Origin of the sequence: Candidatus Chloroploca sp. Khr17, from assembly GCF_004138165.1 — a bacterium.
Lineage (GTDB): Bacteria > Chloroflexota > Chloroflexia > Chloroflexales > Chloroflexaceae > Chloroploca.
Genome location: NZ_RYFF01000011.1, coordinates 21,125 through 36,267 on the forward strand (window position 1 = coordinate 21,125; position 15,143 = coordinate 36,267).

Sequence of the window (15,143 nt, forward strand, 5' to 3'; positions counted from 1 at the left end):
GCAACAGCCCTTGTGAACAAAAAGAAACTTCGCCTTATGGTATATTAACGCCATGCACTATCAGGTTATCCGGTTGACCTTCTTGCAGCTTCTGTTAGGCGGGCTCGCTCTGGCGCTCATCCTCGCACCCCGGGCGATCCTGGCGCAGGATGGGCGATCCCATCCCTTTGTGGTCTACCTACCCCACGTTACTCAGGCTGATGCTTTTACCCAGACACCAAAACTCTGGTCACATACTGATCCTCCGGCACGACACGAGGTGACATTGTTGCGCTGTACGTTGCATCTCTCAACTCCGTTGAACGAGGCCGAGCTTCAGGTGTTTGCTGATACGCGCTATCAAGCCTGGGTGAATGGAGTGGTCGCAGGCCGCGGGCCAGCTCGGTTTTCCCGTGTGCGCCGTGAGTATGATCGCTTGCTCCTGGCTAAGTTGGCAGCAGGCCCACTCGTGCTGGCCGTACAGGCCCAGTGGGCACCCAATCTGCGTCGCTCTGAGTCGGTCGATCCGCATGTCCAGATGCGGCTGGTAGCACCTGGTTTTACGCAGGTACTCACGCCTGAAGAGTGCCGTGCCTGGCGAAGCACGGCCTGGAACCCTCATCCAGCCCATGTTCACGCCTGGGGCATCCTTGGGCCTTCCGAACAACTCGATCTCCGGTTGTTGCCTGTAGCCTGGCAAGCACCAGCTTTTGATGATCGGGCCTGGTCACCGGCAGTTCTCCGTCCCGGCCCTAACGCAACAACAGTGTACCAGCCGCGCTCGATCCCGCAACTTGTTGATGTTCCTATAACCGCCCGTGTTCACACCGCCGGGTATCTGGCCCCCGGTTTGCGCATTGGGGCCTTGCCTCCCCAGAACGATGGGTCGGCCCAGTATCGGTTTACCCTCACCCAGACAACGCCGATCACGCTGATGATGCTCGCTAACCCTGGCTATACCCAGCCGCCATCGTCGGTCAACCTGAATGCCGTGCCCCTTGTCTGGTCACCTGTGCCCAATGCTCCCCCGGATCTGCGTCAGACTCAGACTCAACTCGATCCAGGGCAACATCTGCTGCAAGTGAACGGACTCAACCCCGGCGATGAGCCCTGGGCTTTTGCCATCAGTCAGGCCGCAACCCAACTGACGCCGCCACCGAGCCAAACAAACCACCCCGGACGACGCCTCTTGCTCGCCGATCTCGTTCCCGCTGAAGGGGTCGTTGAGATACGCCCAGGATCACAACTCGACCTTTTCTTTCAACAGGGGCCAGCCTATGTGGTGCTTGATCTCGGGCGGACGATCCACGGGCGTCTCGTGGCCGAGGTGGAAGGACCAGCAGGAACCGTCGTTGATCTCGGGTGGGACGAGCGCCTCTGGAACGATGTTCGCCCGTTGCCGCATCCCGGTTCGCTCCATCCGGAATGGAATCAGGTCGATACCTGGGTGCTGGCCGAAGACACCCATACGTTAACCACGCTTGATACACGCGCAGGACGCTATGTGCTAATTGCGGTCTGGGGCGAAGAACCAGTCACGTTGCGGAATGTTCAGGTCTACGAAGAACGCTACCCGGTCACGTTGCAGGGAAGTTTTACCAGTTCCAATGCGCGTCTCGATCAGATCTGGATGCTTGGGCCAACGACGCTCTATCCTTCAATGCAGGATGCCTATGCCGACCCCTGGCGCGAACGCGGCCAGTGGTGGGGTGATGCCCATATTGCCGACCGCGTCAATCAGGTCACCTTTGGCGAAACAGCCCTGTTGCGGCGCGGTCTCCAACAGATCGCAGATTCTGTTACCGACGGTCCGCCAACGGCGTTTGCCCCCAACGGCACCGAATTTCTGCTCGACTATGGGATGCTCTGGATCCAGAGTGCCTACGAGTATGGAACACTCACCGGCGATTGGGCTTTTGTTGCGTCCCTCTATCCCAGGATGGTGACGTTTATGCACTTCCTGGCGGCCAATGAAGATCCTCAAACAAACCTGCTCGATCTCAGTCGGATCGATAGTCCGATCCGGATTGCCTATTTTGATTCGATCAGTTACTGGGATCGCATGGGCCAAAGCACTGCGATCAATGCCTTCTATTATCGGGCCTTGCACAATATGGCCGCCATCAACCAGGCCCTGGGCCGCGACGACGAAGCTGAACGCTGGCAAGCACGTGCCCTTGCCTTGCGTACCCGCGTCAATCAGTTGCTCTATCGGCCTGCCGAAGGACGGTATATGGCCGGCTTGCTGAACGGCACCCTTACCCCGGCCACCCCCCAGGCCCAGTCGGCAGCACTCACCTTTGGGTTGCCGCCCGACGGCACCACTGATCGCGTGGCCGATGCGATGCTCGAAATGCTGGGTACGCCCGACCAACCCCGTGTGCAAGTGCTCGGCCTCTACTATGTCCTTGAGGGTCTCGGGCAGGCCGGACGGATTGATGATGGCTTGGATGTCATCGAACGCTTCTTTGGCTTTATGCTCGACCGCGGGGCCACAACCTGGTGGGAAAACCTGGGGGCCGACCAGACCTACAAGGCCAGTCTCTCGCATGCCTGGGGAGGCTCGCCAACCTGGTTTCTCTCAACCTACGCCCTCGGTGCGCAACGGCTCGACCAGGGGCGCTGGCGGGTCGATCTCCACCACTCGCGCCTCAGCGAAATGCACGGCACCATTCCCCTCGCCGAGGGCCTCCTCAGCGTCCACCGGGTCGTCAATCCTTGCCAGGAAATGACCGTAACGCTGACCGCTCCCGTTGGCACTACCGGCGTCGTCCGCTTGCCTGACGCCGCTCACATCGTGAGCCTCGCCCTTGATGATCAGGTCATCTGGGTGCGCGACGCAGCAGCAACAAGTACCAGCGTGACCCTTGTGGACACAGCGCTGGAAGTCGCGCTTGACGGGGGAAGCTATCAGTTGCACACCCATCGGCACTGTGATCGTGCCATACCATAGGAGAACATAGCTATGCAATGGTCTCAGCGTCTGATCATCCTTATAATCATGGCCCTCCTGGTCACTGCCTGTGCCTCCCAGCCTGCCGCAGAACCAGATGAACCCGTCAGGACTCCTCCTGTCTTCGGCGTCGAAACAAGCCGCAATGTGCTCGGCAGATCAGAGGTCGTCCAGACCAGAGCCGCTGAACTGGGCGTCGCCTGGTTGCGCCTCAATAGCGTCAGGTGGGACGAAGTCCAACCTACGCCCGACAGCGACTATGATTGGAGTGTCCTGAGTGGTTTTGAAGCCGATCTGCAGCAGGCCCGCGAACTTGGCATGGAACCGACGGTGATTATTCGTGGGTCACCTCACTGGGCCACGGTGGTACCCTCGAATTGCGCTGCCGTCAAAGAAGAGAGTTTCCCCGCTTTTGCCGCCTTTATCGAGGCCCTCGTGACGCGCTATCGCGACGAGGTACAGTACTGGGAATTTGGCAATGAACCAGATGCCGATCCGCGTCTTGTGGCGATTGACCAGGTCTACGGCTGCTGGGGCGATATTGACGACCCCTACTATGGAGGCGAGCACTACGGTCGTATGTTGCAAGCCGTTGCCCCGGCGGTACGGCGAGCCAACCCGAACGCCCAGATTGTCATCGGCGGCCTGATGCTCGACCGGCCCGAGACGACCGACCCGACCAAAGGCAAACCCGAGCGCTTCTTTGAAGGCATTCTGCGCTCGGGTGCCGCCGACTCATTTGATATTGTTGCCTTCCACAGTTATCCCTTCTTTGCCCGCCCGGGCTACGACCACGATCTGGGCCTTTTTGATCCCGAGATTATTGTGTTCGATGATCGTTGGGGTTCACTGGGCGGGTTTTCAGTCGGCAAAGTGAAGTTCTTGCGCGAGGTCATGGATCGATACAGCGTCGAGAAACCGCTCTGGCTCAATGAGGCCGGGCTTGTCTGCCATTCGCGTGATGACCAGTGCGATCCTGAGTTGCCAGAACACTTTCAAGCGCAAGCCGATCATATTGTACGCTTGGTGGCCCGCGCTGCCGCACATGACGTACGCATGGTAACATGGTACACCCTCAATGGCCCTGGCTGGCGTGGGGCCGGTCTGCTTGACCGTAGCCAGGAACCACGCCCGGCCTTTGTTGCCTATCGTCATATGATTGCCACGCTGCAAGGCTATCGCCGCATCGAGCCGGTTGATTATGGTCAGCCTGACACGATCGAAGGCTATCGTTTTCTCAAAGACGCGACCGTCGTCGATCTGCTCTGGTCACGGTCAACGATGAACCAGACGGTCACCCTGCCCGCCGATCAGGTGGTCAGTGTCACCACGCTAGACGGAACGGAACTGTCGCCATCGCTCGTTGCCACAAGCGATGGCTTGATTGAGCTCCCGATCGGATTTGATCCGATCTATCTCGAACGGCTCCCCTGAAAGGATTGAGTATGGCCTGGTATCAGCGCCTTCTTCTCGTTAGCCTGGTTTTGTTAATCGTCGTTGGTGGGGCCGCAGCAACCTTGGCCCAACCGCCTACTCCGGCCCAAGCGCCTTATACGCTCTATTTCCCGGTGATGGGGCGCAGCGGGGCAACCCCGATCTTTGGGATTGAAACCTGGGCCAATGCGCTTGGCAGTTCAAGCGAGTTGCGCACCCAGGCTGCCAATCTCGGGGCGACCTGGATACGCCTCAACAGCGTCCGGTGGGATCTCGTTCAACCCGAAGAGAACGGACCCTACAACTGGGCAGCGTTGCAAAGCTTTGAACGCGATCTCGCGGCGGCCCGTCAGGCCGGGTTGACTCCAACCGTTATCATCCGTGGTTCACCACGCTGGGCTACCATCGTTCCTTCCAACTGCGCAGCCATTAAAGATGAGTATTTCCCGGCCTACGCGGCCTTTGTCGAAGCCCTCGTCACTCGTTACCGCGATCAGGTGCAATACTGGGAATTCGGCAACGAGCCAGATATTGACCCCATCTTGCTCGCACCCGACCAGATTTTTGGCTGCTGGGGCGATATTCGCGATCCCTATTATGGCGGTGATCGCTATGGACGGATGCTCAAGGCCGTCGCACCGGCCGTACGTCGGGCCAATCCACAGGCCCAAATTATCCTCGGCGGCCTCTTGCTTGATCGCCCCGATACAACCGACCCCACCCGTGGCAAGCCTGAACGCTTCTTTGAAGGGGTGCTGCGGGCCGGTGCCGCCGATGCGTTTGACATCGTGGCCTTTCATGGCTATCCATCCTTCACAGGCCGTTATCCCCTCGACCACGACATACAGGCTAATTCGGTCTGGACACCGCTGGGCGGGGTTACCTTGGGCAAAGCGCGCTTTCTACGCGAGGTGATGAGTCGCTATGGCGTGGATAAGCCGCTCTGGCTCAACGAAACGAGTCTGCTCTGTACCAACTGCTCCGATTTCTTGTTCCCAACCTTCTCGATTGCCCAGGCCGACCACGTCGTGCGTGTGATGGCACGTGCTGCGGGCAATCAGATCGATATGGTCGCCTGGTATACCCTCAATGGCCCCGGTTGGCGCAATTCCGGCTTGCTTGATGCGCAAAATCAGCCCCGGCCCGTCTTTATTGCGATGCAACATATGATCCAGTTGACCCGCGGCTATCAACAGGTAGCGATCATTGATTACGGCCAACCCGAGGTGCTCGAAGGCTATCGCTTCACCAATGGCCCCCGCGAGATTGATGTGCTCTGGTCACGCTCGGACGAAACCCAGACTATTCGCATCCCTGCCGACCAGTTCGTCAAGGCAACATCACTCGATGGGGTGGAATTAGACGAGTCACTTATGCAACGGGTGGGTGACGAGTTTCAAGTTACCGTCGGCTTTACCCCTATCTTTATCGAGCGTCGGAAGTAGCAAACGGAGGCCCGTCATCTTTACGATTACGCATCGTGACCCAACGTCGCAGGCGCGTTGTGGCATGCTCACCACCGCGCATGGGCAGGTGGCAACGCCTGTCTTTATGCCGGTCGGTACCCGTGGCACCGTCAAGGCGTTGACCCCCCACGAGTTGCACGACCACGGGGCCAGCATTATCCTGGGCAATACCTACCATCTCTATCTCCAGCCAGGTCACGAGTTGCTGGCCCGTCGCGGGGGCTTGCACCGTTTTATGGGCTGGGATGGCCCGATTCTTACTGATAGCGGGGGCTTTCAGGTCTTCTCGCTCATCTATGGCGGCATCGCCGATGAAGTCAAGGGCCGCCGCCCTCAACACACCCAACGCCTACCCGAGATGGTCAAGGTGACCGAAGATGCGGTCATCTTCAAGAGCTATCTCGATGGCTCGCGCCATGTCTTTACACCCGAACGATCGATTCAGGTGCAACACGGCATTGGCGGCGATATCATCCTCGCCTTTGATGAACTGCCGCCCTTCCGCGCTGGCTATGACTATACCCGCGAGAGCCTGGCCCGCACCCATCGTTGGGCCGAGCGCTGCCTCACGACGCATCGCGAGCGCGATCCGGCAGCCTTGCCCAACCCCGACCAGCGTCTCTTTGGCATTGTCCACGGGGGCGTCTTCCCCGATCTTCGCCAGGCTAGCGCCGAGTATATTGGCGCGATGGGCTTCGATGGCCTCTGCATCGGCGGTTCCCTCGGGGCCGATAAAAGCCAGATCTACGAAGTCGTCGCGATGACCGTGCCCCACATGCCCGACGGTCTTGCCCGCCATTTGCTCGGTATTGGCGATGTCGACGACCTCTTTGAAGGGGTCGCCCGTGGCATTGATATGTTCGACTGCGTGAGCCCTACCCGCCTCGGGCGCCACGGCACCGCGCTGATCCGCGATCCCAGCCGCCGCTGGAAACTCAATGTGCTCAATGCGCCCCTCCGTGAAGACGATGCGCCCCTGCAAGAGGGATGCCGTTGTTACGCCTGCCAACACTTCTCACGCGCCTATATTCATTACCTCTACCGTGCCAAAGAGATCCTCGGCCTCCGCCTGGTCAGCCTGCACAACGTCGCCTTCTTGCTCGACCTCATGGCCGAGGTACGCGCCGCCATTGCCGCCGGAAGCTTCGCTGACCTCTATGCTGCCTGGATGGGCAAGGCGCTTACATTGTGAAGTCGGGCAGGCTCTAAAAGCGGTGCTTACTAGTCTGTGAACGGAGTTTCCCGGTAGCGTCGCCGACCACGAATACCGCTCCGCAACGCCCATATTCGTTTATTCGTGATTAGTATTCGTGGTCGGCGGTGCTGGCGGAAAACTTTATCGGGTGAGCCTTCGCCCCCCGAATCGCGCATAGGCGACCGCCCTCAAGGTATGGTATCCTAAGCACAGACAGCACAGCAACAGCCAGCGTGGCCTGTTGCAATCTGTACCCCACCAGCGCAATGGAACAACTATGGAAATTGAAGCAAAATATCGTGTAGAGACCACTGATCTTGGCATCGTCGCCACGTTGCAAAGCCTAGGTGTTTATCGTCTCGACCCGGCCCCCGCCCCCGAACAACAAGAGAATGTATACTATGATACCGTTGATGCCCGCCTCACCACAGCCCGCTATGGCCTGCGTGTGCGACGGATTGGCTCGCGTTCGCTGATTACGCTCAAAGGCCCCGCCGAAGTAGCCGCCGATGGCGTGCATCGTCGCTCTGAATTCGAGTTCCCTGGCACCAATCCCCAACCCTCAACCTGGCCCGCCGGGGTGGCGCGTGAATTGGCCCTCGCCTTGACCGGGGGAGCCACGCTGGTGCCAACGGTGACCATTACGACCCAACGCCAGGTGCTCTATGCCCAGCGCGAGGGTGTGCCAGTTGCCGAAATTTGCCTCGATCACGGGATGCTCGGTGTTGGCGCGTATGAGCAACCCTTTAGCGAGCTTGAAATTGAATTGCTCAGCGAAGGTGTCCACGAAGACCTCGTCGCCCTTGCGTCAGCCCTCAGTTTGCATATTACGCTTATACCTGAACCACGCACCAAGCTTCAGCGTGCGCTCGAGTTGCGAGCCCACGCGTAAGGGAAAGCGATGATGAACATTGATGCACTGTTGACAACCTATTACGTTGATCAAGCTCACGCTCGTCGGGTTGCCGATCTGGCCCTCGCGCTTTTTGATGCCACCGCCGAACCGTATTCGCTCAATGCTGATGGACGGTATCTGCTCGAAGTTGGCGCACTGCTCCATAATGTTGGCTTGACCACCAATCCTGCCGAGCATCACCTCGTGGGTCGCGATCTTGTCCTTGGTCAATTGACCGACGGCTTTGCCCCACGCGAACGGGCGATCGTGGCCGCACAAGTCGCCTTTCATCGCAAGAAGGTGCGCCCCCAGGTCGAACCAGCCTATCTTGCCCTAGGCAACAAAGCCCGCATCGAGACGCTGCACTACGCAGCCATCTTACGTGTCGCCGATGGCCTGGATCATAGCCAGTCACAAACCACCGTGCTGCACACCGTAAGCCGCACTACCAGTGGCTTTTGTCTGCATCTCACCGGCCCCTATGCCCAAGAGGATGGCGAACGGGCCATGGTGAAAGCAGATCTCTGGGCCAGGGTCTTTGGTGAGTCGCTCGCTATGGTGGTTGAAAATGCTGGGGAAGAAGCACCGCACGGGTTTCAATGGGGCAAAGAAGCAGCCCAACCCGAGCAAGCCCAGGCTCTGGATGCGCCGATCACGCAACCCGACGATCCCGAGGCAAGCGAAACTGGCATGCTCCAACCATGGTATGCGCAGGCGACAACGCCGCTGGCCGAACTGGGCCGCGTCTTGCTGCGGCGTCAACTTCGCCGGATGTTGCTCGCTGAACGCGATGTCCGCGCCGATACCGACATCGAGGCCGTCCATGCCCTCCGTGTGGCAACGCGACGCCTGCGTGCGATTCTGCGCCTGCTTGCCCCGGTCTATAGTGGCAGCGACCTGCGCAAGTACAACAAAGGCATCGGGCGCATTGCCCGCGAAGCAAGCGCTGTCCGCGACCGCGATGTCTTGCTCGACGATCTCACCCGACAGGCCGCGTCACTCCCTCTCGAGTTGCAACCCGGCCTTGCTACGCTGATCGAACGTCTCGGTAGCGAACGCAAGGCAGCCTATGCCGCCCTGATCAAGCACCTTAACCGTGACGATCACGCGGCGTTTGTCCAACGTTGCGCCCGTATGATGAATGATCATACCCAGTGGGACGACCAACCCCGCGTGTGCGACCTGGGTGGGAGTACGATCTGGCGGCACTACGAAGCCCTCCGCGCCTACGACCGGGGTGGCTTGCCAGCCGACATTGCCCAACTTCACATGATGCGCATCGAGGGCAAACGCATGCGTTATGTGCTCGAGCTCTTCAGTGATACGCTCGGTGAACACGCTGAAACAGCGGTGAACGCGCTCGTCGGTTTCCAGGATCATCTCGGTGAACTCAACGACCTCGATGTCGCCCGCGCCCTGCTCGCACCGCATCGCCGCGATGCCACCACCGGGGCCGCCGTCGCCGCCTATATGACCCTACGCGAAGAGCACGGCCACCAACTCATCGCCGAACTCCCCGAGCGCTGGACGCAACTCAACAGCCCCGCGTATCGTCAGATCCTGATCGATTTGCTGCTCAACCTGTAAACCAGCGACGCTGGCGTACAAAACTCTCGCCCATGCAAAAAAGCCAGCGACGCTGGCTTTTTTGCATGGGCGAGAAAGAACTCTATTCCTCTAACGTACTCACATCACCCTCAGGCAGGCCCTGGGCACGTGCCTTGAGCACACGCCGCATAATCTTGCCCGAGCGTGTCTTGGGCAGCACAGTGACGAACGTAATTTGATCGGGGCGCGCAATCGGCCCGAGCTCGTGACCAACGTGGCTCCGCAGTTCATCTTCGAGCTTGGGACTACCCTCAAAGGCCGCCCGCAGAATGACAAAGGCATGGATCGCATTGCCCTTGACCTCGTGCGGCAAACCAATCGCCGCGGCCTCGGCCACCGCCGGGTGGCTGACCAGCGCACTCTCGACTTCTGCCGTGCCAAGCCGATACCCCGAGACCTTGATCACATCATCGAGACGGCCAATGACCCAGATATAGCCATCGGTGTCTTTGCGGGCGCTATCGCCAGCAGCATACATGCCGGGAACCTTCGTCCAGTAGGTATCAACATAGCGCTGCGGATCATTCAGGATCGTCCGCATCATACCAGGCCAGGGGCGCTTGATCACCAGCAACCCATCCTCATCTGGCCCACACGAAGAGCCGTCCTCGTGGATAACATCAACCTCGACCCCCAGGAACGGCCGCGTTGCACTCCCCGGCTTGAGCGGCACCGCAGGTGTTGGCGTAATCATAAAGTGGCCCGTCTCGGTCTGCCACCACGTATCCATAATCGGACAGCGGCCCCCACCGATCACATTATAGAACCACTTCCACGCCTCGGGGTTGATCGGCTCACCGACCGAGCCAAGCAGACGCAGGCTGCTCAAGTCGTGGCGGGAAGGCCAGGCCTCCCCAAAGCGCATCAGGCCACGGATGGCCGTTGGCGCCGTGTAGAGAATGCTGATCGAGTGACGATTGACGAGCGACCACCAGCGGTCGGGGAAGGGATAGTTGGGGGCACCTTCGTACATAAACGACGTTGCGCCATTCAACAACGGGCTATAGACAATATAGCTATGGCCGGTGATCCAGCCCGGATCAGCAGCACACCAGTAGCGATCCTCTTCTTTCAGGTCAAAGACCATCTTGAGCGTCGCATAGGTACCGACCATATAGCCGCCGTGGGTATGCACCACACCCTTGGGCTTGCCGGTTGTCCCCGAGGTATACAGAATAAAGAGCGGGGTCTCGGCATCAAGCACTTCGGTCGGGCACTCGGCCCCGGCAATCGGCAGGCTCATCAACTCGTGCAGCCACAGATCACGGCCAAGTTCCATATTGACCTCGTGGCCGGTGCGCTTCACGACCAGACACGTCTGCACGGTGGGCGTACGCGCCATCGCCTCATCGGCAATCTGCTTGAGTTCGATCACCTTGGCGCGCATAAAGCCGCCATCGGCAGTCACCAGTACCTTGCTATGCGCATCAGCCAGGCGGTCGGCCAGGGCCGCTTCCGAGAAACCGCCATACACCACGCTGTGGGCGGCCCCGATCTTCGCACAGGCAAGCATAAACATCGGCAACTCAGGAATACGTGGCAGATAGATGGTGACAATATCACCCTTCTTCACACCCACGCTCTTGAGCACATTCGCCATTTTGTTGACTTCGCGGTTCAGCGCATGGTACGAAAAGGTGCGCTGGGTACCATCTTCACCTTCCCACACGATCGCCAACTTGTTCTTGCGCCACGAACGGGCATGGCGATCAAGTGCATTATGCACAATATTCGTCTTGGCACCGGTGAACCATTTGAAGAAGGGCTTGTCACTATCATCAAGCACCTTCTCCCACGGCTCAAACCACTCCAACTCACTGGCCATATCGGCCCAGAACTGCTCATTGTTATCGAGTGTCCACTGATACAGTTCATCGTAGCTCGAAAGACCCTTGGAACGGGCGTAGGCCATCACATTGGACTGTTCGACGATTGACGAGTCCGGCGTAAAAACCTCATCGTGATGGTACGTTGCCACATCGCGGGGCTCGGTCATGGGGTAACCTCCTTGTTCCACAACACACAACTACAGATCGCCCTTGAGCAGATCAACCGCCTCGCGCACCATATCAACGGTGGCATCGTCTTCGATCGTGCTCAGATCACCAATATTATCGCCCTGATAGACGGCTCGCATCACACGGCGCATGATCTTGCCCGAGCGTGTCTTGGGCAACATACTGACAAAGTGAATGGCATCAGGTGTGGCGATCGGCCCGATATTCTCACGCACCAGTTGGGTTAGACCGCGCGAAATGCTGTCACGGTCAGCAGCCGCAATGTGCTGCTTGAGTACCGCGAGCACCAAGACACCCTCGCCTTTGAGTTCATGACGGACGCCAATCACCGCTGCCTCGGCAACGGCGGGATGGCTCGAAATAACCTCTTCGATCTCACGCGTGCCCAGGCGGTGCCCCGACACATTCAAGACCTCATCGGCGCGACCGAGCATCCAGTAGTAACCATCTGCATCCTGGATCGCATAGTCGCCCGACATATAGACCGTCTTGCCCTTGAAATGCTCCCAGTAGCTCTTCAGGTACCGATCATCATCATTCCAGAGCGTCATCAACATGCCGGGAGGCAACGGGCCATGCTCGATCAAAAAGCCTTTTTCCCCACGCGGGATCGAGTTGCCATCGGTGTCAACAATCTCCAGGTTATGCCCAAAGGCCGCCACCGAGGGCGAACCAGGCTTGACGGGCATCTGCTCAACCCCAACCGGGTTGGTGAGCATGCTCCAGCCGCTCTCAGTCTGCCAATAGTGGTCAATCACCGGCACACCAAGGGTATCTTTGGCCCACTCGTAGGTCGGCGCATCAAGCGGCTCACCAGCGGCATAGAGAATCCGCATCGAACTGATGTCGGCATTCTTCATCCACTGATCGGGGAACTTGCGCAACGCCCGCAACGCCGTCGGGGCCGTAAAGACGTGAGTCACGCCATACTTCTCGATCACCCGCCACCAGACGCCTGGATCGGGATGGTCAGGCCGACCCTCATAGACCACCGTCGGCACACCCTTGAGCAGCGGTGCATAGACAATATAGCTATGCCCAACAACCCAGCCAATGTCCGAGGTTGACCAGTAGACATCGCCATCACCACAATCATAGATGTGGCTCATCGAGGCGTGCAAGGCCACCATATACCCACCGGTATCACGCACGACACCCTTGGGCTTGCCGGTTGTGCCCGAGGTATAGAGAATATAGAGTGGATCAGTCGACTGCACGGGGGTTGGCTCGATGTAGCGCATGCCACGCTTCTCGAGTTGCTCGGCCCAGTCAAGATCGCGGCCCTTCTTCATCTCGATTGGCACAAGCCCACGATCGAGAACAAGCACATCACGCACACTATCCGAATCCGCCGCCTCGATCGAGCGATCAACAATCTCTTTGAGCGGAACAGGCATACCTTTGCGCATCCCGGCATCGGCGGTAACAATCAAAACCGGCTCCGCATCATCAATGCGCGACGCCAGCGACGTGATCGAAAAACCACCAAACACAACCGAATGGATCGCGCCAAGACGCGCACAGGCCAGCATCGAAAAAATCGCCTCGGGCACCATCGGCATATAGATGATCACCCGATCACCCTTACGCACGCCCAGGCTATGGAACACACCGGCGAGCCGGTTCACTTCGCGGTAGAGTTCAAAGTAGGTAAGCGTACGCGACTGCCCAACCTCTGGACTCTCCCAGATCAAAGCCGCCTGACCGCGACGCGGCCCGAGTGCGTGCCGATCAACGGCGTTGTAGCACATGTTGGTCTCACCACCAACAAACCAGCGATAAAAAGGGGCCTTGCTATCATCAAGCACCTTATCCCACGGCTTGTACCAATGAAGCTCAGCAGCAAGCTCCCCCCAAAAGCCCTCCGGGTCTTCGATCGAGCGGCGGTGAAGTTCCGCGTAGCCCATACAAACGCCTCCTCTCTGAGGAATTCGGTTCCTGGACAAGGAAATTGTACACAGTGTTGCAGAACAATACCACGCAATGCGTGGTATTGCAAGAGTTGCGCTTTCGCAAAACACTGTGAAGATTCGATACCAAGTCTGCGTGACTGTTTTTCTATTGTAATCCCTGAAAACGCGATCGCAGGGAGAATACATCTACCTTTCTGGTGAAGAAAATTTCACCATTCGCACCGTGGTTCAACGCCTTCAGCAGGTGATGGTTCTTGTTTTTGCCCTGACAGGCCTCTATCTCTTCTCGCTGCCCTGGTGGGTTAAGTGGCAGCGGAATAAACAGAAACAGCGTAATCAGGCCGCCAGAGTGTCCGCCCCAGCTAAAATGCCTCGGCCCACGACAAAACTGCCAGCAGTGCTGGCAGTTTTGTCGTGGGCTGAACTAAGGTACAAACAGACGCTAGGAAGCCTGTTGTTCGCGCTGAACTTCCTCTTGCGTTGCGCCACCAAGCTGGTTTGCGTGGACGATTTCGGCGTACCGACGTGTGCTGCGCGGATCACGGTGGCCAAGGATCCGCCGTACGACCTGCTCGGGATAGAAGGCGATCAGTTCAGCGGCAGCCGTGTGACGCAAGTGATGCAATGTGTACCGCGGTACTTCGCGTCCATCCTCAATGTCAACGAGGTGAGCCTGCTTGCAGACCTGTACCCAGCGGCGATGCAATGTGTCATACGATGCACGGTTGCCCCGCGATGAACGAAAGAGCGGTGTCTCCGGGGGAAGCGTCTCGGCCATTTCACGCATCCAACTCCGCAACCCACGGAGGCTGCGCGGCATCACATCAGGCGTCAACACCACCATTCGTTTGGTGCCACTCTTGCTATCCTGAACCAGCAGCACTTCGCGTCCGGGCTCAAGAATGACATCGCCAACATTGAGGTTGAGCACCTCGTCGGTACGTATGCCAATTTCGCGCAAAAGAATAAAGATCAAACGGTACGGCTGCGATGAACTGGCAATCGCACTGTCTAACGCCCGCCGCTCGGCTTCACTGGCAATAGGCTGTGGACGATGTTCGGTATGATAACGTGCATTCACCTGCTCAACCGGGTTGTGCAAGGTTAAACCTTGCTTGACCGCCCAACGAAAAAACCGCCCCAGACTCGCAATCCGCCGGTTGGTTGTCCCCGGCTGTTCGTTGCGGCTGGCTAAAAACTGCGTGATGTCGTCAGCCGTAATCGTCTCGAGTGGAGCCTCGATCATTGCTGCGGCCGTGCGGAGATCGCACCGGTATGATGTGATCGTGTTTGTGCTCAGACCATGCTCGTCTACAACATCGCTGAGAAATGTCTCCATTTCAGTTGCGATCGTACGCGGACAATGGAGTGAGAGATTAGCGTTCGTGGACATGTCCACCCTCCTGTGTGACGCTCCGGGCCCGCGTCTTGCTGCTGCGCACCCTATTTCTTCCTGGCGTCACCTAGCCATCTGCTGCTATGAGCATCAGTTGGCTATCACCTAAGAGCCATGGGGCTCTGTCGTTCACGCGCATTATAGCAAAAAGTTAGTGATAATTCTAGTTCACGTCTCTGAATATTTGAAGCCTCATATATAAAGAGGTTGTCATATTTTCTATCCCCCCACCCACGGCGTTTCTTGCTCTCCTCAAGCATCTTTTTAGCTCATTGCAATCAATTCT

9 protein-coding genes are annotated in these 15,143 nt (G+C 58.3%); 6 read left to right on the top strand and 3 right to left on the bottom strand.

Annotated features, from left to right (window positions below):
- The first annotated feature begins 52 nt into the window (after positions 1-52).
- The 6 genes from EKD05_RS08785 (at position 53) to EKD05_RS08810 (ending at position 9,509) form a co-directional block, all read left to right on the top strand.
- Complete coding sequence (locus EKD05_RS08785) at positions 53-2,932, top strand: family 78 glycoside hydrolase catalytic domain (protein ID WP_129672066.1); 2,880 nt, start codon at positions 53-55, stop codon at positions 2,930-2,932.
- A gap of 12 nt (positions 2,933-2,944) precedes the next feature.
- The gene (locus EKD05_RS08790) at positions 2,945-4,366 is read left to right on the top strand and encodes a cellulase family glycosylhydrolase (RefSeq protein WP_129672067.1); all 1,422 of its coding nucleotides are present in this window, start codon (positions 2,945-2,947) and stop codon (positions 4,364-4,366) included.
- 11 nt (positions 4,367-4,377) lie between these two features.
- A complete protein-coding gene (locus tag EKD05_RS08795) occupies positions 4,378-5,811 on the top strand; it encodes a cellulase family glycosylhydrolase (protein ID WP_129672068.1) in 1,434 nt (477 codons plus the stop codon).
- Between the two features lie 16 nt (positions 5,812-5,827).
- A complete protein-coding gene (gene tgt, locus EKD05_RS08800; RefSeq protein ID WP_370374893.1) occupies positions 5,828-7,024 on the top strand; it encodes a tRNA guanosine(34) transglycosylase Tgt in 1,197 nt (398 codons plus the stop codon).
- A 280-nt stretch (positions 7,025-7,304) separates the two neighbouring features.
- The gene (locus EKD05_RS08805; RefSeq protein WP_129672070.1) at positions 7,305-7,919 is read left to right on the top strand and encodes an inorganic triphosphatase; all 615 of its coding nucleotides are present in this window, start codon (positions 7,305-7,307) and stop codon (positions 7,917-7,919) included.
- 9 nt (positions 7,920-7,928) lie between these two features.
- Positions 7,929-9,509: a CHAD domain-containing protein gene (locus EKD05_RS08810; RefSeq protein ID WP_129672071.1), complete on the top strand. Its 1,581-nt coding sequence runs from the start codon at positions 7,929-7,931 to the stop codon at positions 9,507-9,509.
- Between the two features lie 82 nt (positions 9,510-9,591).
- Here EKD05_RS08810 and acs read toward each other — a convergent pair whose 3' ends face one another.
- The 3 genes from acs to EKD05_RS08825 form a co-directional block, all read right to left on the bottom strand.
- Entirely contained in the window at positions 9,592-11,526 is a 1,935-nt protein-coding gene (gene acs, locus EKD05_RS08815; RefSeq protein ID WP_129672072.1) for an acetate--CoA ligase, read from the bottom strand.
- 30 nt (positions 11,527-11,556) lie between these two features.
- Positions 11,557-13,455 carry a propionate--CoA ligase gene (gene prpE / locus EKD05_RS08820; protein ID WP_129672073.1) on the bottom strand — a complete coding sequence of 633 codons (1,899 nt, stop codon included), beginning with the start codon at positions 13,453-13,455 and terminating at the stop codon, positions 11,557-11,559.
- 448 nt (positions 13,456-13,903) lie between these two features.
- Positions 13,904-14,854: a tyrosine-type recombinase/integrase gene (locus EKD05_RS08825; protein ID WP_240695696.1), complete on the bottom strand. Its 951-nt coding sequence runs from the start codon at positions 14,852-14,854 to the stop codon at positions 13,904-13,906.
- Positions 14,855-15,143 lie beyond the last annotated feature (289 nt).

What these genes read in the sequence shown, in the direction of transcription:
- EKD05_RS08785 (WP_129672066.1), top strand. Translation starts at nt 53, where the DNA reads ATGCACTATCAGGTTATCCGGTTGACCTTCTTGCAGCTTCTGTTAGGC.
- EKD05_RS08790 (WP_129672067.1), top strand. Translation starts at nt 2,945, where the DNA reads ATGCAATGGTCTCAGCGTCTGATCATCCTTATAATCATGGCCCTCCTG.
- EKD05_RS08795 (WP_129672068.1), top strand. Translation starts at nt 4,378, where the DNA reads ATGGCCTGGTATCAGCGCCTTCTTCTCGTTAGCCTGGTTTTGTTAATC.
- EKD05_RS08805 (WP_129672070.1), top strand. Translation starts at nt 7,305, where the DNA reads ATGGAAATTGAAGCAAAATATCGTGTAGAGACCACTGATCTTGGCATC.
- EKD05_RS08810 (WP_129672071.1), top strand. Translation starts at nt 7,929, where the DNA reads ATGATGAACATTGATGCACTGTTGACAACCTATTACGTTGATCAAGCT.
- acs (WP_129672072.1), bottom strand. Translation starts at nt 11,526, where the DNA reads ATGACCGAGCCCCGCGATGTGGCAACGTACCATCACGATGAGGTTTTT.
- prpE (WP_129672073.1), bottom strand. Translation starts at nt 13,455, where the DNA reads ATGGGCTACGCGGAACTTCACCGCCGCTCGATCGAAGACCCGGAGGGC.
- EKD05_RS08825 (WP_240695696.1), bottom strand. Translation starts at nt 14,854, where the DNA reads ATGTCCACGAACGCTAATCTCTCACTCCATTGTCCGCGTACGATCGCA.